Here is a 22,153-nt window from a genome sequence, read left to right on the forward strand (position 1 = left end):
ATTGGGGGGAACGCTAGGTCAGGCATTGACCGGCAGTCAATAAGATACTGACTGGTAACTTATTTCGAGACACGCCCTTGACCTGCTGTTTCTCTCAGCGGAACAGCGGGACCGGCCGTGTTTCACAGACGTTGCCGGTGGCCATCACTTGGTCTTCCGGCGGACGTGGATCAATGCGGCACCAACCACGGCCGTACGTTGCCGCGACGCTCGGCGGCGCTGTCGGCAAGCTCGCCGCCGATCCCACCGTGCGTCGAGGATGTGTTCGTGGTGTGCTTCGACAGTTCGAGGGCAAGACGGACGCCATCGAGCAGGTCTGGGCGCAGGCGGTGCACCGGCAGTGCGTCGTGCACCCCGTGCGGGCCTCACTGCGACACACCAACCGCAAGGCAGAAGATCACTCCCGCGTTGCGGGAGATCTACGCCGCCCCGACTGTCACCGCCGCTGAGGCGCGCTGCGAGGCCTTCGCCACCGTCAGGAGATCCCATCGCTTCGCGTCGGCCAGCCGTGGCGGCCGTCAGCCGCCACCGCCCGGTGGGTCGACTGGCTGGCCGGTGATGGCCTGGGTCTCCCGCCGGAGGATCTCCTGCAACGGAATGTCGTCGTAGTTGCTGAGGACGACGCCGACCCAGCCGGTGTCCGGGTAGATGTTCCAGTTGGCGACGCTGCCGCCGTTGGCCCCGCCGCGGCCGAACACCCACTGGCGTCCGTTGAGGAGGTGGAGCGGACCCGAGTACGCCTTGTACGACGTGGGCGTGCGGCCGGGGAGCTTGGCCCCGGTCAGCAATTCGACGAAGGGCCGGTCCAGCACCGTGCCGTCGCGCAGCGCGTGCGCGAACCGGACCAGGTCCGGCGCGGTGGCGAACCCGTCGCCCGAGGCGTAACCGATGAAGGCGCGGCCCGGATTCCTGCCTGGCATCTGCGGACTCGGGCTGCCCTTGTCCAGGTTGCGGACGGCGTCCACCCGGCTGCCGTCGGCCTGCCGCATGTACGAGTGCGCGATGTGCTCGTCCGTGAGCCACTGCGGCCTGGTGTAGAACGCCGAACCGGTCATGCCGGAGCAGCCGAAGACGTGCTCGTGCACGTAGTCCCAGAACGTCATGCCGGTCACGGCCTCCACGATCTGCGCCGCGATCGCCAGGCCGGCGCCGCCGCCGGCAAGGTGGGCCTGGTCGCCCGAACCGGGGGGAACCACCAGCGTCGCCTGCCGGGTCCACTGCTCGTAGTACGTGTGCACCTCCTCCTTGCTGGTGAAGACGCGTTGCCAGTCCGGCATCGGGGCGTCCAGCCCCGCGGTGACGGTGAGCAGGTGGTGGATGGTCACCTGCTCGGCGATCTCCGTGGCGAAGCCCGTCAGGTGGGTGCCCACCTTGTCCGACAGGCTCACCTTGCCCTGCTGCGCCAACTGCAGGACGGCCACCGCCAGGAACGGCTGGCTCGCCGAGGCGAGGTTGACCGCGACGCCCTCGTGGTTGCGGATCCCCTTCTCCTTGTCGGCCATGCCGTAGCTGCGCGACAACACGGTCCGACCCCGGTGTGACAGCAGCACCACGCCGGAGAACTTGTCCTCGGCGGCCAGCTCTGCCACGTACCGGTCGTAGGCACCGCCGGGCCGGGTCTCCGGCGGGATCCGGTGGTGCCCGGACGGCTCGGGTGCGAAGAGTGCGTCGGAGCCGGTCGGGGCCGGGGCAGCGTGGCCGGGCTCGGCGTCCACCAGCGGCACGCCGGCCGCCACCAGGCCGGCGGCCGCCAACCCACCCCATCCGACCAGCCGCCGCCGGTCGATACCACGTACTGAATCCACGATCACGGTCCTTTCCCGATCGACAAGCGCACTGTGCAGATTTACCGGCGACCGCCTATCGGCAACCGGTCGCCGAACCACGCCACCCACGTGCGGTGCTGGGGATACTGGGCGGATGCGGTGCTGCTGATCGAGGACTTGGCGCAGTCTTGCGCTGTCAACTACCAGGATCCTCAGTCCTCAGTGGACGCCGTCGCGCTCGCCGTGCCTGCGGTGCCGATGGCGACGGCGGACCCCGCCGCCACGGCCGCGACCTCGGCGGAAACCGGGGCTCGCGCGCCTTTGCGCTTTTGTTGGCGTCCCATGACCGCACACCGTACGGAGGCGTCGTGAAGAACCATTGAAGAAGCTGTGGCCGTCGTTTCACAGCACCTTTGTCGCGGCACCAGCCGCTATGGAATGTTCCAGCGTCACCCGGCTCGGGTCAGGGCCGGGGTGATTGCGTGTTCGGCTCGCGGGTTGCTGAGCTGGGGACTCGCGGGATGAGTGGCCCACCCGGAGGCGAAGGAAGCGGGTGAGGCCGTCGAGATGATCATGGAGTTCTCGAGGTGAGCCTGGACGCACTCGCCTCGGCGCTGCACTCGCTGCGGCCGGATGCCCAGGGCACCCGCGCGCGACGGTACTTGACGAATTTTGGCGTTCTCCGCCTCTCCACGGCGCCGCAGGCCACAAGTTGCGTTGGTCAGCTCGTCGATGGTGGGTAGGTGTAGGTCGACTGTCCAGGGGTAGTCGCTGGTCGCGTTGTGGCCGACAGGCCAGGTTACGACTGCGAAGGGTGTATGAGGATGTTGGAGCAACTGCACAAGTCAGGGTTGAGGGCCGAGCACTGCTACATGGCCGGCATGGCGAGCATCGGCGCGGCCTTCGTCGGCTGGATGTTGTCCAAGCGCCTCGAAAAAGCCGGCATCGACCGCGCAGACCGCTGGGGCATTTTCATCGGCGAATGGGCTCCAACCTTTTTCGCGATGGGTAACGGCCTCCGAACCTATGAGAAATAGCGCCAGGATGAGCTCTTCGAACGGGACCTGACGGTGCCGGACGGGTCTCCAGAATCCGTGCGTTTCTCATCGTGGGTTCGGCTGGTCTGGGCGTGATGTAGGACGCGGATGGCCTGAACGATCGTGGTGGCGTGTCGTGGGCAGCAGCGGAGCTTGGCCACCGCGCCCGGCATGCCGGTCACCAACAGCATGGGTTCGGACAGATTGATGCCCGTGGCGCAGCAGGGCGCCGGGCGCGGCGGGACGAGGTAGTGCGGCGCCCCGTGGGGCGATCCCCTGCGTGGCGCGGGGGCATCCGTTCCCGGTGTCGCCCGGGACTTCGGCTGCGGCGTGCTACTCGTACTCCTGCCCGCATCGGGCCAGCTCTGCGAGGTCGGACCAGCCGAGGGAGCCGATGGTGTGCTCACCCGGCTCCGGTTCGTTCATCAACGCCACAACGGGGCCAGGAACCGGTTTTCGGAGGCCGTCGTCTTCGCTCCAGCCGCCGAGTGCTCCGGCCATCCCGCATTCCAGGTAGGACTGCGGGTCAAAGTTGTACCAGCGGACGTCCGTGGCTCGCACACATGCTGCCGTCCGGGGGTGTCCATGCCGAACCGGGCGTACTCGTCCAGCGGTCCCTGATCGGCGAAGTCGGCCAGGTCCGCGATCTGAGACAGCACGATGGCTTCCCAGTCAGCGTACGACGTCGGCTCGTCGGTGTAGCGAAACGAGGCGGAACGCCACGACGCCTGCAGCGGTGCCGGCTCGACCATGCCCGCCGCCGCGACCATCGCGGCGACCGTATCCAGGTCCAGCGAGACCCGATCCGACAGCGGCCGGGCGACCCGCCACCATGCACGCAGGAACACGTCCAAACTGCGCGTGGCGGCGTTCATGCGTTCGCCTTCCGAGACGAGGCGCCGGTAGAGGTCGCGGTTCGTGCGGCAGACCGGCCCGGGTGGCCCGTCGACCCAGTAGGTCTGCTTGTGCACCACACCAGACTCCAGCGCCAGGATCTTCGCCAGCGCCTCGACCCGATCAGCGAAGACGCCCATCCGGACCCGGTTGCCGTTGTCGTCCTGCCGCCAGAGCTCCCACACCGTCACGGCAGCCACCGTAGTTGTGGCCTCTCTCCGGCGGGCAGCCACATCCGTTCTCGCCGTGAACCGGCCGTACGCCGCTCAGCTACACCACTCACCAACGGGCGGACGGGGTAATCCGGTCGCGCCCGGGAATCCGGTGTGGTTTCCTGGCGCGAGTCCGGGGATGCGCCCTTGATCTGCTCGCGCAGCAGGTCAACAGGGTTCACACTCTCTGATGCGGCCATCGCGTTCTCTTCTCCTTCTCTGACTTGGTCGTCTCGAAGGATCGACGCGATGGCCGTCTCTTAACTATGCAACACGCCCAACACGGGCAAGTCGTACACCACTCCCGTGGACGCAACCCGCGCAAAAGCGCGCCCCCTCCGACCTGACGCCCCTGATCCGGAGCGGCCCACGGAGTGCGGGGCGTGACGTCATCGTGTGGGCCCTGCTGTCCGGTGTCCCACCGTGCGCTCAGCGGTTCTGTGCGGGTGCGGCAATGCCCTCCTCGATCGCCAGCCGGGTCAGCTCCGGTCGCCGACGACGCCCTGTCTTCTCCCGGATCCGGTCGAGGTGGGATCGGACAGTACGGACGCTGATCGACAACGCCTCCGCGATGTCCTGGTCCCGCTCGCCGGCTGCCAGCAGTGACAGCACCTGACGTTCCCGGTCCGACAACGGCACCCGGTGCAGCGGCTGTCGCCCCCGGGACGAGTCCAGCAGGATCGAGGCCAGGGTCGGCGACACGTACGTGTTGCCGGCGGCGATCTCCCGTACCGCCCGGAGTATCTCGTCGGCGTCGGCGTCCTTGGTCAGGTAGCCACGCGCCCCGGCGGCGATCGCCCCGAGTACGTCGGCCTGATCGCCGTGCGCGGACACCACCAGCACCCGGTGGCCCATCTCGGTGACCGCGACCACCGCCGCCGCGTCGCGTACCCCCGGCAGCCGTAGATCGAGGATCACCACCCCACCGCCGGGCTGCCGGTACGCCGCGAACTCCTCCACCGATTTGGCGGTCACCCTGACCTGGACATCCGGTGCGTCTGCGAGCGCCCGGACCAGCGCGGCCCGATAGAGGGGGTGGTCCTCCACGACCGACACCTCGATCGTCGGCACGCCGGTCACCGGGGCTCCCCCGCGCCGGTGACCGGGGCGGTGACAGCCTGCGTGGCCGGCCGGCCGGCGGCGGCCGGGTCCAGCACCGGGCCGACCGGGAACAGGGCCAGCACGGTCGGTGGCACCGGCGTGGGCCGAACCGTCCCGTATCCGAGCGCCTTCAGCGCGTCGCCGTCCGGTACCGGATACCGGACGCCCTGGTCGGTGAGGAGGAAGACGGTGCCCAGGGCGGCCTGCGGTGTGGATCGCTCCCGGACCACCGCGGCCCGGCCGGCCGGCACGAACACCGCGTCGGCTCGCGTGCCACCACCGGCTGCCAACGGCTTCGCCCCGGCCGGCACCCCGGTGCCGGCGCCCAGCCTGACCACCGCCCGATCGTCGTCGACCGTGGCGCACACCGCGGCTCCTTCCCCGGGCACCTCGGCCGGCGGGGCGAGTCGGGCCGGATAGTCGGCGGCCTTCCCGGCCACCGGCCGTGACTGCGCCACGTCGGCCGGCGTCACCGGAATCTCGCGCGCCGCGCCCTCCGCGTGGGCAGCCCGGTTGGCCGGGTTGCCGAGCACCAGCGCCGCCTCGGTCTGTCCGATCGGCAGCAGCCCGTCGGCGTAGACCAGGTAGTAGCGGGGCTCGGTACCGACGGTCGTGGCGGCGAGCACCTGGCCGACCCGAGTGCTCCGGTCACCGACCCGAGGCCCGGCAGAGCCCACCCCGGCCACAGTGACCAGTCGCAGGTCGGGGCCGGCGACCACCGCGTTCAGCCAGGCCGCGCTGACCGGCAGCGGGCGTACCGCGTCGTAGCCGAGGGCAACCGCGGTGGCCTGGTCGGTGATCCGGTGCCGACGCCCGGCCACCACCGCGTGCTCGGTGCCGTCCGGACCGGCGACCAGCAACGCGGTTGCCGGATCGACCTCGCCGCCTACCGGCGGAACCCCGGCCAGCGCCGTGGTGACCGGCGCGGTGCCTGCCGGCCGACCGTCGGCCGACCGCGCACAGACGGTGAAGGGTCCGGTCAGAAGCCGATCCCGGCCCGGCAACGACGGCGGCGCGCCGGGAATCCCGAGCGGGACGCCGCGCGGTGCCCGCGCCAGCGACTTGTTCGACACCCGGCTGGTGGCGGTGCCGTCACCGCCCGCCAGCAGCCGCGCGGAGGCATAGTTGAGCATCGGGTGCAGCAACCCGTCGGCGCCCATCACGTACGCCGCTCCGGTGTCCTTGTCGAGCACCACCTGACCGGGCTTGCGCCAGTCGGTGTTCGCGCCGGGCCGCAGGAAGCCGTACACGCCGAAGCCGGCGGTGACCAGCAGGGCGACGGCCGCGCCCAGCGCACACCCGATGACCAGGCGGCGGCTCGGCGACACCGGGTGATTGGCGTCACCGACCTGCAACGCCGAGACGAGCCGGCGGCGGAGAAACTGGTACGCCTGCACTTGGTCGCGCTGTGTCCACATCAGTTTGTCCCCGCCATGGTGCGTTGCCCGCCTGGTGCACTAGAACTACGGATACAAGGTACGGATCGCCGACGAGATCGAGCCCAGGGAGCCGAGTCATGCCGCCAACCGCACCGGCCACCGCACCGCCCCGCGATTCCGCACGGCAGCGGGCTGCGTCGCCGTTGCCCGTGCCGCCGGCGGGACCGCGCACACTGCGCGGGCTCGGCGTCGGCCGGCTGATGCTCTGGCAGACCGCGGTGCTGAGTGCGGTCGCGGCCGGCGGACCGTCCGGTGTGGTCGGCGGCACGCTCACCGGGGTAGCGGCGGGCGTGGTGCTCGCCACCGGGGTGCGCTGGCGTGGCCGGTGGCTGTCCGACTGGGTGGTGGTCCGGCACCGCTTCCGGCGCCGCGCCGGGCGTGCCCTGCCGGCCCTGCCCGGCCTGCGGACCCGGACCGAAGCGGACCGGGCGGGTAACCGGATCGGGCTGGCCGGTGACGGCCGTTCGTGGAGCGCGCTGCTGCGCGTCGAATCCGACGGTGACCTCGACGATCTGCTGCGCCGGCTGCTGTCCCGCTACGACGACCCCGATCTGCCGCTGGCCGGCGCGCAGCTGGTCGACTGGACCTCGCCCGGCACCGGCAACGCGGAGCGCTGGGTCGCCATCCGGTTCGACCCCGAGATGGCCAGCCGGGCGGTGCGGGCCCGCGGCGGCGGCGGGATCGGTGCGGTACGCGCCGCGGGCACCGCCGCGCTGCGGCTCGCCGACGAGCTGCGCGCCGGCGGGCATCAGGTCACCACGCTCGACGGCGGTCAGCTGCGCGACGCGGGGGCCGCCGTACTCGGTATCGATCCACGGCGTGCGGACGATCCGGGCACCGAGACCTGGCACTATTGGTCGCTGGGCATGCTGCACCAGGTCTGCTTCCGGCCACGCCGAGCCCCCCGGAGCCTGAGCGACGTGGCCACGCTGCTTCGCCGGCACGCCGGCACACCGGCGCTGGTCAGTGCCGTGTCGGTACGGTGGGACCGGCAACGCGGCGGCGGTACCCGCAGCACGGCGCTGATCCGGCTCGGGGTTCCCGCCGGGCCGTCCCGGGAGGCGGTCGCCGAGGCGGTCGGAAAGGCCACCGCCGGGTTGGACCGGGACCTGGTCCCACTGGACGGGGCACATGCCGAGGCGGCCTGGGCCACGCTGCCGCTGGCTGGCCTGCCAGTGGGTTAGCCGCCCCATGCGCGTGCCGCGCCGTAGATGTCGAGCACCGCGCCCGCCACCGGCACCAGACTGACCAGCGCCAGAAACTCGACCACGTCGAGCAGCCGGCCCCAGTACGGAGATGGTGTCTTGGCGGCGGCCCGGACCGCGTACGTCCCGCAGACCACTCCGGTCACCAGGAGCAGCCCGGCGAGGAGCAGCCGCGTTCCGGGTCCGCCGGCCAGGCTCACCCGAGCCGTCATGCCGAGCACCGACGCGGTACCGGCCAGCAACAGGGCGGCCCGCTGGCCGACGCCGGCGTAGGCGCGGGCGCGGAGCAACAGCCCCACGCCGGCCAGACCAGCCAGGGCCCACGCCCAGCGACCACCGCTCCACAGCAGGATCCCGGCGCAGCCGGCCACGATGACTGCCAGGCCGGAGAGCAGACCGGTCAGGATTCGCTCAGCGGCCTCGGTGTCCGCGACCACCTCCGGCCCGAGCGTGGGCCGCTCGTCCCCGCGGAACGCCTCTATGTCGGTTGGTACGCCGGGCAGCGGCAGCCGGCCGAGCCGAAGAGCGAGCATCGGCAGCGCCGGACCGGCCACCACCACCAGGCAACAGGTGACCGCCGCGACCGAGGCGGGCGAGGAGGCGGTGAGCAGGTTGGCGAGTGCGCCGAGGCTACCGACCGCGGCAGCCACCGCGGCGGCGACGAACCGCTGCTCCGCCACCACCACGGCGGCCAGCGCCGTGTAGAGGGTGACCGTCGTGCCGGCCAGAGCCAGTCGACTCGGGGTCAGCTCCATCGCCGCGTCCGGACCACCGATCGCCGCCATTCCACCGATCATCGCGGCCGGTACGCCGCCGGCGGCCACCGCCGCGCCCAGACCCTGGTCGCCGAACGCCCGTGCCAACGCTCCGCCGGCGAGCAGCAGCGCCAGGGCCAGGGTGCCGGAGAGCAGCGCGACGGTCAACGCGGCCAGCCCGCTCAGGCCGACCGCGACCGCCACTGCGGTGAAGGCCAGCGCGGCGACCGCACCGCCGACCTTCCGGGACGCCGCCGGCCGCCACACTCCGGGCCGGTCCGCGGCGGCGCTCGCGATGGCGTCCACCACGTCGTCGAAGATCATCGGGGTGGCCCGGCGGTCGACGGTGCCCAGGTAGAGCACCTCGCCGTCGCGCACCCCGGCGCCGCTGACGGTGACCGCGCCGTCCAACGGCGGCCCACCGAAGCGACGCAGTTCCCAGCCGATGCCGCCGGCCCGGTCGGCCCGGTCGGCGTCGGTGGCCAGCAGCCGGACCAGTTGCGGAAGCAGCTCCGCCACCGTGCTCTGGATCGGCAACGACACGTCGAGACGGGCGTGGGGGGCTACCACGGTGACCCGTCGAGGGGCGACCGCAGTGGTCACTGCTGCGCCTCGCCGAGGAGCGGGGCGTACCTCGCCTCGTTGGCCGCCGCCAGCTTGGCCAGGCCGTCGTTCACCGCCTCCAGCACGAGTTGACCGAGGGTGTCCGCGTCGTAGCGACGCAGCACCTGCGGGTCGATGGTCACCTCGGTGAACCGGCCGTCGCCCTTGAGCTTCACGGTGACGTCACCGTTGCCGGCGTACCCGGTCAGCTCCATCGTCGCCACCGAGCGCTGGATCTCCTCGATCCGCTGTTGCTGTTCATGCACCTGGGCGAGCAGATCCTCGATCGCCGGTTCCATCTGTCGTCTTCCTTCCGGTGTCACCGCCACCTCGCGGCGCCGTGGCCCACCAACGGGCTACGGCCGCCGCCCCTGCACGTCGTATTGGATCGACTCACGGGTATGGGTCGCAAGGTTTGCGAGGTATACGTACTGCGCGGCGGTGGTGTAGGCGTCCATGTAGTCGGCCCGGCCCGGGTCGGCCCGGGCCCACCGTACGGCCTCCTCCGTGGCCGCGCCGTGCAGCGCGCCGACCGGTACGGTCGGGGCCGATCCGCCGTTGCGCAGCTCGAAACTGGCGAGGTCGCCGGCCGCCGTGTAGACGGTCCCGTTGCCGGTGAACTGCGGGTGGTGGAACACGTCGGTGGGCAGGCTCTGCGGCTGCACCGGGACGGGTGCCTGCAGGGCACCGCTGACGACGTCGGCCGCCTGCCCGAAGGCGAAGCCGGCGAAATCACCGACCTGCGGCACCTTGCCGACACCGAACCCGACCACGTCCTTGACCGCGTTGGCGATCGCCACCTGTCGGGCGTACGCCTCCTGCGCCGTACGGGTGGCCTGCTCGGCGTCCTGCACGTTGGCGTACCAGATCGCGTTGGCGGCGGCGGCGTTGGTCAGGCCATCGACGTTGCCGGCGTACCGGCCCGCCTGTTCCATCGGGATCGTGCCGGCGTCGGCCTGGCGCAGCAGGTACTCCTGGTAGAGGTCGGCGGCCACGCTGATCTCGTCGCGGCCGTCCTGGGTGACCTGACCGAGCATCAGCATGTGTCGGGCGTCGGTGCTGCCCAGGCGCTGCGCCGCCGGATCGGTGTCCAGTCCGTCGAGCGGCTGGGCGTACAGGTCCATGTTCGGCACGGTGGCCCGGGCGATCGCCTCGGCGAAGTGCGGGTTCTCCCGCATCGCGGCCAGGGTCTGCGGGTACGACGCCGGGTCGGTCATCGTCTGGGCGAGGTTGACGTAGGCACCGCGGGCCAGGTCGCGCTCGACGGGATCGGCCGTTGCGGCACCGATCCAGTCGACGACCCGGCCCGCGGTGCTTCCGTCGTCCGCCCACGCGAAGCCGGCCAGTCGGCGCAGTGTCTCGCCGTCGCCGGCCAGCGCCGCGTCGGCGGCGTGGTTCCGGGTGGACACGTCGAGCAGCGTGGTCAACGTCGCATCCACCCGGGGCTTGTCCCAGAGCACCGCGTCGTCGGTCGACACGTGGTACCCGGGCTGATTGGGGCTGTGCCGGGAGACGTCGTCGAGTCGCTGGGTCACCTCGGCGATCTCACCGACCCGACGGGTCACCGCGGCGGAGTAGTCGGCGCCGGCGACGACGTCCCGGTCGGCCGCGCCGGTCATCTGGGACAACGCCTCCCACTGGGCGTAGCGGGGCACGTCGAGCCGGTTGGTGTAGACCGTCTCGCCGAGCACCCCGGTCAACGGCGCCCGGCCCGGCGTCGACGGCACCTCGTGGGTGAAGCCGAACGAGTTGGTGCCGATGTTGGTCTCGGTGGCCGCCCTGGTGTGCACGAGATCGCGGATCGCGGCGGGCAGGTCGGCCGGGTCCTGCGACAGGGTCAGGATGCCGTTGCCGACGGTCCGCAACATCGCCTGCCGGTCGGCTGGGGCGAAACCCGGGGCGGTCTCGCCGAAGATGCCGAACAGACTGGTGTGGTAGCGGTGCTCGGTGGCGTTGACGTAGCCCGGCAGGTCGAACACCCGGTCGCCGAGCGCGCCGTAGAACGAGGTCAGGAATGCCTTGTCCGCGGCGGACGGTGGTTGGCCGGTGCGTACCCGGTCGGTGATCACGGCGAGTTGCGCCATGCTCTGGCGGAACTGCGCGGGCGAGGCGTCTCCGGCGAGCGCGGCCCGCACCGTCTCTCCCGCGAGACGTCCGTCGGCACCGGCCGCGGCGGCCGGACCGGCGGCGCCCACCGAATGCGGCCCGCCGAGCTCGGTGGCGACCTGCGCCAGCACCGCACCGAGCCGGTCCCACACTCCGCGCATCGCGCTCAACGCCTGCTCACCGACGTTGCGGGCGTGGCCGAGCAGAGCGGAGACCTGGCTGCTCGGCACCGCCCCGGCGGCAGCCACCAGGAGCTGAGCGTTGGCCCGGAACCGGGCGATGACCGTGTCGGCGGTGCTCGCGGCGGCCTCCAGTCCGCCGGCTGCACGCTCCAGCGCGGCGGCGTGCCGGCGCAGCCGCGCCTCGGTGCCGTCCAGCCCGGTGGTGACCCGGCCGGCGGCGGCGCCGAACGCGTCGTACGCCGAGCCGTGCCAGTGCGCCGCGAGCCCGCTGCGGCGCCGGACCAACTCGCCGGAGACGCCCGCTGCCTGGTCGGCGATCGTCAGGTAGGAGTGGGCCACGGTCCGCAGCCCGGCCGGGTCGCCGGTCATCTGCCGGCGGTATTCGGCGAGCACCGTGGCGTACCGGTCGAGCAGCCAGGACAGCGCGCCCGACAGATTCACGGTGTGGCCGACCAGGACGGGGGAGACGCCGGTCACCGGTCAGTCCACCTTGACCGAGCCGTCGGCACCGACGCTGATGTCGGCGTTGACGGTCTGCCCACCGGAGCTGGCGGTGACCTCGATGTCGAACGCGCGTCCGGTGTCCACCGGCACCTCGACGGTCAGCGTCATGTCGCCCCTGCTGGCCGTGATCGTCACCTCGTCGTCGTCGCCGTCGGCGGAGGGCCTGGACGGCGCCGACGACGGCGGCCCGTCATCCGACGCGGCCGGTGGGATCGGCAGGATCTGCACCGGACCGGTGGGCGTGGTCGTCACCGGCGTGCCACCGGAGGGAAGCGAGGACTGACCGGGTTGGACCGCGACCCACTGGTCGGTGCCGAGCGCCGGCGGGACGTAACTGCTCATCGAACCGCCGGCCGGGTAGCCCGCGCCGGTGAACGACGGCATGCCGTAGCCGCCGCCCAGGGCCGCCTGGCCCGCGCCGGTGGCGATGCTGGCCATCGGTGGCGGCGCGAGCACGGGATTGCCCGCGCTGCCGGCCGGCAGCGCCGGGGCGGACCCCGCGCCGCCGCCGTTGTTCTTCGAGAACAACTGCTCGACCTGGCCGACGATGGTGGCCAGACCGGTCAGGATCTGGCCGAGGTTGGTCACCCCGATGGCGGAGAGGATGCCACCGATACCGGTGAGGAACGCCTTGAGGATCCCGGTGGTGCTGACCGCCAGGGCCCGACCGGCCGCCCGGGTGTACGGGTTGGACATCAGCGCGGCCACCGTCGGGTTGACCGCGCTGACCACCGCCCGGTAGCCCCCCTGCGCGGTGGTCAACTGCGCGGCGGCACCCTCGAGTTCCCGAATGCCGGCGTACACGGTCTCGATGATCTGCTGGAAGCTGGCGAAGGACCTGCTGAGCTTCTGCACCACGGAGTCGCTCGCCGAGCCGGCGGACCACACCTCACGCAGCTGGTCGCGGGCCCGCTCCAGGTCGGCCAACAGAGTGACCAGCCGGGCCACCCGCCCGGTCAACGCCGCGGCGTGGGCGAGGATCGCCTGCGGGTTGCCACCCACGATCGTGGGCAGCGCGACGGTACCGGGCCCACGACCGCCGGCGGCGGCGTCCATCGCGCCCGAATTGGGGATGTCAAACACGACGCACCTCTCTCGGCTTCAGGTCGTCGGGGCTCACCACAGCGGGGTCGCATCCGTCATCGGGCGGTAGACCCGGACGCGTCCGGAATCCGCCGCCGAGCCCACCGCTCCATGGTTGTAGAGCTGGCCGCCCGCACCGGCGACCCCGATCACCAGGCCTCCGTCGCCGGCGGGCTGCACGACCACCACGTCGCCCGGGTGCACCAGGCCGGAGACGTCCCGACTGCTGCCCGAGTAGACCGCCAGCAGGCCGACCCGTTCCTGGTTGGCCGGGCTGCGGTCGAGCCAGTCGGCGAAGTCCCCCGCGTTGCGGAAGGTCGCCTCGGTCAGGGGCCGCGACGAAAGCTCACCGAGCCCCGCGCGGCCCAGGTAGTCCAGGATGTTGCCGACCGATCCCGGCTCGCCCGCCGCGCCCGCGCTGTCGTTGATCGCGTAGCCGGCGAGGACGGCGTTGGGTGCCGCACCGGAGCCGGTGGACCCCCCGCCCAGCGCGGCGGCGACCGCCCGGTCCGCCTCGTCGTAGTCGTTAGCGCTACGGTGCACCAGGTCGTTGACCTCCTGCAGCAGTTGCAGCAGCGTCCGCATGGTGCCGACGACCTGCCCCTGCATCGCGATGTTCGCCGACGCGACCGGCGAGCCCAGCTTCGCGAACGACGTCGGTGGGAGGGCCAGCCGCTCCAACTCGACCACCGTGCTGTACGCCTGGAGCAAAATGCCGACGACGTTGCCGACCACTCCACGTACGGCATCCGGCCGCACGTTGTACGACGAGCCTGTCGTCATGGTTCGCACCTTCCCGCCAGATCGTCCACGCCGGGGCCGGGCAACTCGACCGCGCTGAGGCGGTTCCCGGATGGTTGCGGGTCATCGTAGGTTGGTGCGCGCGCGCCCTTGAACGGCAAAACTACCCACGACCTGCTCTGTCAAAGTGACCACTGGTTCCGATTTCTCGGGCCGAGGAGGCACCGCCGGATGTCCGCCGACACCTTCCGCCGCCGGGCTGTACTGCCCGAACCGCCACGCGGCGAGATCATGCTGCAGTCCCCGCCCGCCCTGCCCCGCGGGTCCAGCCAGGTCGGCATGCAGCTCATGTTCATGCTGCCGATGATGCTCGGCATGGGCGCCATGTCGTTCGTCTACATCGGGCGCTCCGGCGGGGCGATGACCTGGATCTTCGGCGCCCTGTACATCAGCGCCATGGTCGGCATGCTGGCCATGGGCCTGTCCCGCGGTGGTGCCTCGAAGAAGGCGCAGATCAACGACGAACGACGCGACTACCTGCGTTACCTGAGCGGCCTGCGCGGCCAGGTCCGTGAGGTGGCGGTCCGCCAACGGGAGGCGGCCCTGGCAGCCCTGCCGGACCCGGCCGACCTGTGGTCGTTCGCCGGCACCGAGCGGCTCTGGGAACGGGCCCGCACCGATCCCGACTTCGGCCGGGTCCGGGTCGGCACCGGACCGCAGCGGCTGGCCACCGCGCTGCGGGCGCCGCAGACCGCCCCGCTGGAGGACCTCGATCCGGTGGCATCGACCTCGCTGCGGCACTTCATCCGCACCTACGCGACCGTCGGCGGGCTGCCGGTGGCGGTGTCGCTACGCTCGTTCCAGCGGGTCACCCTGGCCGGTGACCGCCCCGAGATCCTGGCCCTCGCCCGAGCCCTGCTGGCCCACCTGGTCACCTTCCACTCGCCGGAGAACCTGCGCATCGCCGCCTGCGTCGGGCCGGACCGGCAGGACGGCTGGGACTGGTTGAAGTGGCTGCCCCACTCGGTGCACGCGGGCCGGGCCGACGCGAGCGGGCCGACCCGGTTGGTCGCACCCACCCTCAGCGGAGTGGCCGCGCTCCTTGCCGACGATCCGGCCGATCCGGCGGCCCGCGGCTCGTTCACGCCCGGTGCCCGGCCCGGGGCGCCGCACCTGCTGATCGTGCTCGACGGAGCCGGCACGCTGCCCGATGCCGGGCTCGCCCCACCCGACGGGCTGGCCGGCACCACCATCCTGGACATCGGCGGCGGGCTCGGTGCTGACGCCCACGCGCTCGATCTGGTGATCGCCGAGGGTCGGCTCGGCATGCGCACTGCGGACGGGGTCTCCCTGGTGGGTGTGCCGGACCAGCTCAGCGTCGCCGGTGCCGAGGTGGTCGCCCGGCAGCTCACCGCCTTGCACACCGGCACGCCGGCGGCCAGCGAGCAGCCACTGTCCACCACGTTCGGGCTGGCCGACCTGCTCGGCATCGGCGATCCGCGCCGGCTCGACCCGGCAGTCACCTGGCGCCCCCGGTCGGCCCGCGATCGGCTGCGCATCCCGATCGGGGTGGATCCCGACGGGCGTCCGGTCGACCTGGACCTCAAGGAGTCGGCCGAAGGGGGCATGGGCCCGCACGGGCTGGTCATCGGAGCCACCGGGTCCGGCAAGAGCGAACTGCTGCGCACCCTGGTCACCGGGCTCGCCGCCACCCACTCCTCGGAGACGCTCAACCTCGCGTTGATCGACTTCAAGGGCGGTGCCACCTTCGCCGGCATGACCGGCCTGCCGCACACCTGCGCGGTCATCACCAACCTGGCGGCCGACCTGACCCTGGTCGACCGGATGGCCGACGCACTCCGCGGCGAACTGGTCCGCCGCCAGGAACTGCTGCGGGCCGCCGGCAACTACGCCTCAGTACGCGACTACGAGCGGGCCCGCACCGACGGCGCACCGCTACAACCGCTGCCCTCCCTCCTGGTGATCATCGACGAGTTCAGCGAACTGCTCTCCAGCCGGCCCGAATTCATCGACCTGTTCGTCATGATCGGTCGGCTCGGCCGCAGCCTCGGCGTGCACCTGATGCTCGCCTCGCAGCGACTCGAGGAGGGGCGGCTACGCGGTCTGGACAGCCACCTGAGCTACCGGATCGGGCTGCGCACCTTCTCGGCGGCGGAGAGCCGGGCCGTGCTCGGGGTGTCCGACGCGTACGAACTGCCGCCGGTGCCGGGCTCGGCGTACCTGAAGTGGGACATCACCACCCTGCAACGGTTCAAGGCCGCGTACGTCTCCGGTGAACTGCCGCCCGAGCAGGTGGCCGCCGTGGCCGAGGAGATCCCGTACGAGCGGCGGGTGCTGCCGTTCGGGCTCGCCCCGCTGGTGCCGGCCGAGGCGGTGCGCGCGCCGGCACCGGCGACCGGCCCCGACACCGCGGCGGCCAAGGGCGAGACCGTGCTGAGCTCCATGATCGGCCGGCTCGTCGGCAACGGGCCCGCCGCGCACCAGATCTGGTTGCCGCCGCTGGCCGAAGCGCCCGCCCTGGACCAACTGCTGCCGCCCCTGGGCGTCGACCCGCGGCGCGGTCTGACCCCGGTGGGCTGGACCGGCAACGGGCAGCTCACCGTGCCGCTGGCCATCGTGGACAAGCCGTTCGAGCAGCGTCGGGACCTGCTCTGGGCGGAGCTGTCCGGGGCGGCCGGGCACGGGCTCGTGCTCGGCGCACCGCAGACTGGCAAGAGCACCCTGCTGCGTACCCTGGTGGCCGCGCTGGCGCTCACCCACACCCCGACCGAGGTGCAGTTCTTCCTGCTCGACCTCGGTGGCGGTGGCCTGGCCAGCCTCTCCGGCCTGCCACACGTCAGCGGCTACGCCAACCGGATGGACACCGAACGGGTCCGCCGGATCGTCGCCGAACTGACCGGCCTGCTGGCCGAGCGGGAGCAGTCGTTCGCCGCGCACGGCATCGACTCGATCTCCGATTTCCGGCGCCGCCCACCGCCCAGCCCGGACGGGCGGACGTTCGGCGACGTGTTCCTCGTCGTCGACGGCTGGATGGCCCTGCGCCAGGAGTTCGAACAGCTGGAGGAAGCGGTCACCACGCTCGCCGCCCGCGGCCTCGGGTTCGGTCTGCACGTCGTACTGTCGGCCAACCGCGCGATGGAGATCCGACCGGCCCTGCGCGACCTGATCGGCACTCACGTCGAGCTGCGCCTCGGCGACCCCGCCGACTCGGCGTACGACCGGCGGGCGGCGGCCGACGTGCCGAAGGGTGCTCCGGGACGCGGGCTCACCGCCGACAAGCTGCACTTCCTCGGCGGGCTGCCGCGCATCGACGGCCGTACCACGGTCAGCGACCTGCCCGACGGCGCGAGCGATCTGGTCAAGCAGGTGGACGCGAGCTGGCACGGCCCGCGCGCTCCGCAGGTGCGGTTGCTGCCCCGGCTGGTGCCGGCCACCGACCTGCCCGCTTCGGTTCCCGGTGACCGGCGGATCCCGATCGGGCTGGCCGAGGCGGATCTGGGACCGGCCTACCTGGACTTCGACGCCGACCCGCACTTCCTCGCCTTCGGCGACGTGGAGTCCGGCAAGACCGGGCTGCTGCGGGTGCTCGCCCAGCAGATCGCCGCCCGCTATCCGGTGGCCGAGGCCGCGGTCATCGTCGCCGACTACCGGCGCGGGCTGGTGGACGCGCTCACCGGCCCGCACCTGCTCGGCTACGCCGGCAGTGAGCCGGTGCTCACGCAACTCGTCGCGGAGGCCGCGGAGGGACTGCGGCGACGCCTGCCCGGTCCGGAGGTGACCGCCACCGAGTTGCGTGAGCGCAGCTGGTGGAAAGGCCCCGAGCTGTTCGTCCTCGTCGACGACTACGACCTGGTCGTGTCACCGAGCCACAACCCCCTCGCACCCCTGCTGGAATTCCTGCCCCAGGCCAAGGACGTCGGCCTGCACCTGGTGCTCACCCGCCGGTCCGGCGGCGCCAGCCGGAGCCTGTTCGAGCCGGTCGTGCAGCGGCTGCGCGACCTGGGTACACCGGGCCTGCTGCTGTCCGGTTCCCGTGACGAGGGCGCGCTGTTGGCCGACGTCAAGCCCAGCAAACAGCCACCCGGACGTGGGCAGTTGGTGGACCGGCGGACCGGTGTGTCGTTGGTGCAGCTCGCCTGGGCCCAGACCGACCCGGCATGATCCGGGCCGGTCGACGCGCGGGATCCGGCTGCCCCGGCCGTCGGGTCCCTGTGGGTAATAGTGCCGTGTCCGTGACGGGTACTTGTGCCGTACTACCAGGGGTGACGGATGCATAGCATCGCCAGCGTGTACGGCGCCGCGAGTCGGCGCGCGACCCTTGCCAAGAGGAGGTGACCCGACGTGGCCAGTCCCGGATACCAGAGTGATGCCGCCGCGATGACGCGAGCGGTCAGCGGGTTCGACGAAGCCGCCACCAACACGGCTCGGAGCATGGCGCAACTGGAGAGCGAACTCATGTCGGTACTGAGCCGGTACTCCGGTAACCAGGCCACGGCTTTCTGGCAGCTGCAAACCCGGCTGCAGGAAAGCATGCGGGTCGCGTCGCGGGAACTGCAGACCATGTCCGGCCTGGTCAACGAGAGCTTCCGCAACTACAACACCGGTGACGTGACGGCCGCCGATTCCCTGCGGGGCCTCAGCGGCGCCGTGGGCGAGGGCAGCCCCGTACTCAGCCGGCTGGCCGGCGCCTAACCTGCCCGGAAGGGGTGATGTGAGATGACCGCTGATGTGATCAACGTCGAATTCGCCGCGCTGCGGGCCGCCGCCGACTCGCTGCAGGTCAAGGCCCAGGCGCTGAACGGCCACATGGACCAGCTGCAGACCAGCCTGGCCCCGATCAAGCAGACCTGGTACGCCTCCGGCAGCGCCGCCGGTCAGGCCGCGGAACAGTCCGAGAAGCGGCTGCGGGTAGCGCTGGCCGACATCATCGCGGTGATCGGTCAGTTCTCCGGCAAGGTGAACGAGGCGCACGACACCCAGTTGGCTCTCGAGAACCGGAACACCAGCTTCTTCGCCTGAGCCGGGGCGACCAGCGGCGGCGTGGGGTGGGGCGGGATCCGCCTCCACTCGACGCCGCCGCCCCGCTGGCCGGCGTAGTTCCCAGCCGAGCTCCGAGACAGGAGAGCGCGACGATGTCCCACGAGGAGTCGTTCCGGGTCCACCTCCAATCGCTGCTGGCGTTCGCCCGCGAGTTGGAGGACCAACTGGAGGCGATGCGCAAGCCGACGGACGGCCTCGGCCAGTTGCGCATCCGGCCGGTCCGGCTCGGCGACTTCGGCGAAGCGGCGTCACTGGCCGAGCGACACCGGGCCGCCGCCGAACAGATGCACGAACTGCTGCACACCGTGCGGGAGGCGATCGCCTTCGCCAACGACGTGACCCGCATGATCGCGGACGGGTACGCCGACTACGACACCGGCGTCGCCACGTCCTTCCGGGCGCACGGAAGGGACTGACACGATGTCGCGTGGACGCGGTCGGGCGCGTAGCGAATTCAGCCAGTACAGCCACCAGGAACTCGTGCGAATGCTGCACGCCGGCGAACCGAGGTCGGTGACCGAGGCGGCGGAGGGCTGGGGAGCCGCCGGCACGGCGCTGCACGAGCGCGCCGGCGACATCGAGCGCCAGCTCCGCGAGTTCGAGCAGTGGTGGGACGGCGGCGCCGCCCGGCAGTACAAGTTGATGATCAACGACCTGACCTCGGGTATCCGGCAGGTGGCCAGCACCGCGTTCGCGGTGCGTGACCTGGCCTACTCCTCCGCCGAGGCGCTCACGACGGCCCAGAAGTCGATGCCCGCCCCGGTCGCCGTGCCCGATCTTGCTCCCTCCGTCATCGCTGCCGCGACCACGCCCCTGGTCGTACCCGCGGACACTCCGGCCAGCACGGTGGACACGCTCCGCCAGCACCAGGCCGAGGCGACCGCCGAGGTCCAGGCCCAGCAGCGGGCACAGGCCGCCTCGGACGCGGCTCACCAGCAGGCGGTGCAGGTGATGACCACCCTCGCCACCGAGTACGTCACCGACGAGGACGCGATGCCCGTCACCCCGAGCGCCGCGTCCCGACCGGTCACCGGCGCGCCGATCGAGGAGCCACCGCCGACCACGCCAACGTCACCACTGGTTCCGCAGCCCGGTGGCGGCCTGCCGGCCGGGACTCCCGTCGACCCGACCACGACGCCGGTCGACCCGTCCGCGCCACCGGTCGACCCGGACTCGGTGCCGCCGGCGACCCAGCCCCGGCCGCTGTTCGGCACGATGTTCACCGCCGGGTTGGCCGCAGCCGCGGCCGCGCTGGGCGGGCGGTTCACCAGCGTGCCGCCTGGGCTGGGGGCCAAGCCGAAGGACGAGAAGAAGGACCCCGCCCCGGTGGCCACGGCCGACGACAAGGCCGCCGGCAACGGCGCCCGGATCTCCGCCGGCGGCGTGGGTGGCGGCGGTGGTGGTGTGGGCGGCGGCGTCGGTGGCGGTGGCGGCGTCGACATGTCGCCGGTGGCGAACCAGTCGTTGGCTGGTCAGGCCGGCGGCCCGACGGCGAGCGGGCTCGCCGGAGCCGCGGGGGCCGCCGCCGGGGTGGCCGCGACCAAGGGCATGACCGGCGGCTTCATGCCGGCGATGCCCTTCGCCCCGATGGGCGGGGGCGACGCCGCCGGCAGCCGGCGCATCCCACCCTGGCTGGTCGAGACCGAGGATGTGTGGGGCGAGCAGTCGGTGGTGACGCCGGCGGTGATCGGCGAGGAGCCTGAGGCGGGCCAGCCGGGGACCGGATCATGGAGGTGACCGGCACCGGGTTCCGCGCCGTTCCGACCGGTCTGGACGCCGCGGTGGCCGAACTCACCGGGAGCGCCGACCGGTTGACCGCCATCCACGGGCAACTCCACACGCCGGCCATCGACGGCAAGGCATTCGGGTTGGTGCCGCAGTCGCAACGCGCCATGCAGGCACACGGCACCAGCCTGCAGCTCAGCAGCGCCGAGCTGGAGTCGGCGGCGACGCAGACCCGGCGGTTGGCCACCGGGGTGACCGCTGCGGTGACCAACTACCGGCGCGGCGACACCCAGGCCAGCCAGGCGTTCCGGCAGCTACTGGGTGCGCTGGCCGGCGGCACCACGCTGGCTGCCGGCGGGGCCGCCGCGCCCGCCGGCACCGCCCCGTTCGATGCCCGGATCGCGGCCAACCGTTCGGCGATCACCGCCGAGTTGGCCGCCGAACGGCAGCGCCTGGCCACCTATCAGACCCAGTTCACCGGGGATCCGGCCGTCGACCACCAGCTGCGCGAGAGCATCACCCGGTCGCAGGCGCGCATCGACCTGTACGAGAACGTCATCGCCGAACACCGCAAGATCCTCTCGTTCGACCCGTCCGGTGACGGATCGATGGTCGAATTGGTCGGCAACATCGACGCAGGCACCCGCAACGTCGCGGTGTTCGTCCCGGGCACCACCTCCGAACTGGCCAACTTCGAGCGGTACCACGACGGTGCGGTCGGCTTCGTCGACGCGGCCCCGCGCCGGGACCTGGCCATGGTCGTCTGGATGGACGGTGACCTGCCGTCCAACCTGTTCCCGCAGGCGCCATCGGCCAGCTACGCCGACGACCTCGGGCCTCGACTCGCCGACTTCTCCCGTCAACTGCGTGCCGAGATCGCCGGCTCCGCTGCGGCCGGCAACGACGTGCAGGTCACCTTCGCCGGCCACTCGTACGGCGGTGCGGTGGTCGGCACCGCCGAGCAGCACGGGTTGGACGCGGACCGGATCCTGCACATCGAGTCGGCGGGCATGGGTCACCACGTGGACGGCCCGGAGGACCTGCGTCCGGCCCAGCCCGATGTGCAGCGCTACTCGATGACCGCGCCCGGCGATCCGATCGCCTGGATCCGGGACATCAACATCGGCAACTGGGGGCACGGGGCCGACCCCGACGAGTTCCCGGGTGTGATCAGGCTGGAGACCGGCAACTACGCCGACGGCCGACCGCTGGAAGGCGTTTCCGCCCACTCCGACGTGCTGACCTACCACAGTGACGCATGGTGGAACATCTATCAGGTGTTCACCAACGGCCCGCTGGTGACGGTACCGTCGCTGCCGTGACCAAGCCGATCGACTTCGCGCCACTGGCCGCCGTCGCCGAGCCGTTGCGGGCCGTGCTGGACAGGGTTGCCGCGCGGTTCGGCGCCGACGTCCGGATCAGCCGGGACGAACAGCTCGACTGCGATCCGTTCCGGCCGGCCGGCGTGCCGAGCGAGTCGGTGCGCTGGGAGTACAACCTCCGGGTGCCCACCCCGCCCGACGCCGTCGAGATCCTGCTGTCCGAGGTGGTGCCGCAGTTGAGTGCGGACGGTTGGCGCGCCACCGACCGCAGCGGCGCGACCGAGGTGGCCTACCAGTTCCAGCGGGACGGGGCGAACCTCGGCGTCCACATCTCCCGCGACGGCGCCGGCGACGTGGTCGTGGGCGGCTCCAGTCCCTGCGTACCGACCGAGGTGCCGTAGTACCGGCACAGCAGGG

The 22,153-nt window shown here is 71.9% G+C and carries 19 protein-coding genes; 9 read left to right on the forward strand and 10 right to left on the reverse strand.

Going from position 1 to position 22,153, the window contains the following annotated elements; all coding sequences use genetic code 11:
* Positions 1-170: 170 nt before the first annotated feature.
* Together GA0074692_RS34555 and GA0074692_RS05040 are read right to left on the reverse strand one after the other, a co-directional pair.
* Complete coding sequence (locus tag GA0074692_RS34555; RefSeq protein ID WP_176738307.1) at positions 171-353, reverse strand: hypothetical protein; 183 nt, start codon at positions 351-353, stop codon at positions 171-173.
* 165 nt (positions 354-518) lie between these two features.
* Positions 519-1,805 carry a serine hydrolase domain-containing protein gene (locus GA0074692_RS05040; RefSeq protein WP_245730168.1) on the reverse strand — a complete coding sequence of 429 codons (1,287 nt, stop codon included), beginning with the start codon at positions 1,803-1,805 and terminating at the stop codon, positions 519-521.
* A gap of 785 nt (positions 1,806-2,590) precedes the next feature.
* Here GA0074692_RS05040 and GA0074692_RS05050 point away from each other — a divergent pair.
* On the forward strand, positions 2,591-2,803 hold the full coding sequence (locus tag GA0074692_RS05050; protein WP_091652629.1) for a hypothetical protein: 213 nt from the start codon (positions 2,591-2,593) through the stop codon (positions 2,801-2,803).
* Positions 2,804-3,228: 425 nt separating this feature from the next.
* Here GA0074692_RS05050 and GA0074692_RS05055 read toward each other — a convergent pair whose 3' ends face one another.
* The 3 genes from GA0074692_RS05055 to eccB all read right to left on the reverse strand — a co-directional run bounded on the left by GA0074692_RS05055 (position 3,229) and on the right by eccB (position 6,428).
* Positions 3,229-3,888 (reverse strand): hypothetical protein, encoded by a 660-nt coding sequence (locus GA0074692_RS05055; RefSeq protein ID WP_176738226.1) that lies wholly within the window; start codon positions 3,886-3,888, stop codon positions 3,229-3,231.
* Between the two features lie 450 nt (positions 3,889-4,338).
* Positions 4,339-4,989 carry a response regulator gene (locus GA0074692_RS05060; protein WP_091639851.1) on the reverse strand — a complete coding sequence of 217 codons (651 nt, stop codon included), beginning with the start codon at positions 4,987-4,989 and terminating at the stop codon, positions 4,339-4,341.
* A complete protein-coding gene (eccB, locus tag GA0074692_RS05065; RefSeq protein WP_091639853.1) occupies positions 4,986-6,428 on the reverse strand; it encodes a type VII secretion protein EccB in 1,443 nt (480 codons plus the stop codon). Before eccB ends, GA0074692_RS05060 begins: the two co-directional genes overlap by 4 nt.
* Before the next feature lie 98 nt (positions 6,429-6,526).
* Here eccB and GA0074692_RS05070 point away from each other — a divergent pair, with 98 nt between their 5' ends.
* The gene (locus GA0074692_RS05070) at positions 6,527-7,633 is read left to right on the forward strand and encodes a type VII secretion protein EccE (protein ID WP_141725165.1); all 1,107 of its coding nucleotides are present in this window, start codon (positions 6,527-6,529) and stop codon (positions 7,631-7,633) included.
* Here the strand turns inward: GA0074692_RS05070 and eccD are convergent.
* Genes eccD through GA0074692_RS05095 form a run of 5 tightly spaced genes read right to left on the reverse strand, consistent with a single transcriptional unit; the run spans position 7,630 to position 13,670 of the window.
* Positions 7,630-9,012, reverse strand: a complete 1,383-nt coding sequence (eccD, locus tag GA0074692_RS05075) for a type VII secretion integral membrane protein EccD (protein WP_091639858.1) — start codon at positions 9,010-9,012, stop codon at positions 7,630-7,632. The genes GA0074692_RS05070 and eccD overlap by 4 nt on opposite strands.
* Positions 9,009-9,311, reverse strand: a complete 303-nt coding sequence (locus GA0074692_RS05080; protein ID WP_091639860.1) for a YbaB/EbfC family nucleoid-associated protein — start codon at positions 9,309-9,311, stop codon at positions 9,009-9,011. Before GA0074692_RS05080 ends, eccD begins: the two co-directional genes overlap by 4 nt.
* A gap of 57 nt (positions 9,312-9,368) precedes the next feature.
* Positions 9,369-11,777 carry a WXG100 family type VII secretion target gene (locus GA0074692_RS05085; RefSeq protein ID WP_091639863.1) on the reverse strand — a complete coding sequence of 803 codons (2,409 nt, stop codon included), beginning with the start codon at positions 11,775-11,777 and terminating at the stop codon, positions 9,369-9,371.
* Between the two features lie 3 nt (positions 11,778-11,780).
* Positions 11,781-12,887 carry a WXG100 family type VII secretion target gene (locus GA0074692_RS05090; protein WP_141725166.1) on the reverse strand — a complete coding sequence of 369 codons (1,107 nt, stop codon included), beginning with the start codon at positions 12,885-12,887 and terminating at the stop codon, positions 11,781-11,783.
* 33 nt (positions 12,888-12,920) lie between these two features.
* Positions 12,921-13,670: a WXG100 family type VII secretion target gene (locus tag GA0074692_RS05095; RefSeq protein WP_091639868.1), complete on the reverse strand. Its 750-nt coding sequence runs from the start codon at positions 13,668-13,670 to the stop codon at positions 12,921-12,923.
* A 189-nt stretch (positions 13,671-13,859) separates the two neighbouring features.
* Between GA0074692_RS05095 and eccCa the strand changes: the two genes are divergently transcribed.
* The 7 genes from eccCa to GA0074692_RS05130 all read left to right on the forward strand — a co-directional run bounded on the left by eccCa (position 13,860) and on the right by GA0074692_RS05130 (position 22,137).
* The gene (gene eccCa / locus GA0074692_RS05100; RefSeq protein ID WP_091639871.1) at positions 13,860-17,810 is read left to right on the forward strand and encodes a type VII secretion protein EccCa; all 3,951 of its coding nucleotides are present in this window, start codon (positions 13,860-13,862) and stop codon (positions 17,808-17,810) included.
* A gap of 180 nt (positions 17,811-17,990) precedes the next feature.
* Positions 17,991-18,341, forward strand: coding sequence for a WXG100 family type VII secretion target (locus GA0074692_RS05105; RefSeq protein WP_218106550.1), 351 nt, complete (start codon positions 17,991-17,993; stop codon positions 18,339-18,341).
* Between the two features lie 24 nt (positions 18,342-18,365).
* The gene (locus tag GA0074692_RS05110; protein ID WP_091639876.1) at positions 18,366-18,668 is read left to right on the forward strand and encodes a hypothetical protein; all 303 of its coding nucleotides are present in this window, start codon (positions 18,366-18,368) and stop codon (positions 18,666-18,668) included.
* A gap of 113 nt (positions 18,669-18,781) precedes the next feature.
* Positions 18,782-19,105: a hypothetical protein gene (locus GA0074692_RS05115; protein ID WP_091639878.1), complete on the forward strand. Its 324-nt coding sequence runs from the start codon at positions 18,782-18,784 to the stop codon at positions 19,103-19,105.
* A gap of 4 nt (positions 19,106-19,109) precedes the next feature.
* A complete protein-coding gene (locus GA0074692_RS05120) occupies positions 19,110-20,426 on the forward strand; it encodes a WXG100 family type VII secretion target (protein WP_141725167.1) in 1,317 nt (438 codons plus the stop codon).
* A complete protein-coding gene (locus GA0074692_RS05125) occupies positions 20,417-21,736 on the forward strand; it encodes an alpha/beta hydrolase (RefSeq protein WP_091639882.1) in 1,320 nt (439 codons plus the stop codon). The genes GA0074692_RS05120 and GA0074692_RS05125 overlap by 10 nt, the downstream gene beginning before the upstream one ends.
* Positions 21,733-22,137, forward strand: coding sequence for a hypothetical protein (locus GA0074692_RS05130; RefSeq protein ID WP_091639884.1), 405 nt, complete (start codon positions 21,733-21,735; stop codon positions 22,135-22,137). Before GA0074692_RS05125 ends, GA0074692_RS05130 begins: the two co-directional genes overlap by 4 nt.
* The last annotated feature ends 16 nt before the right edge of the window (positions 22,138-22,153 follow it).

The sequence above is a fragment of the Micromonospora pallida genome (assembly GCF_900090325.1).
Classification (GTDB): domain Bacteria; phylum Actinomycetota; class Actinomycetes; order Mycobacteriales; family Micromonosporaceae; genus Micromonospora; species Micromonospora pallida.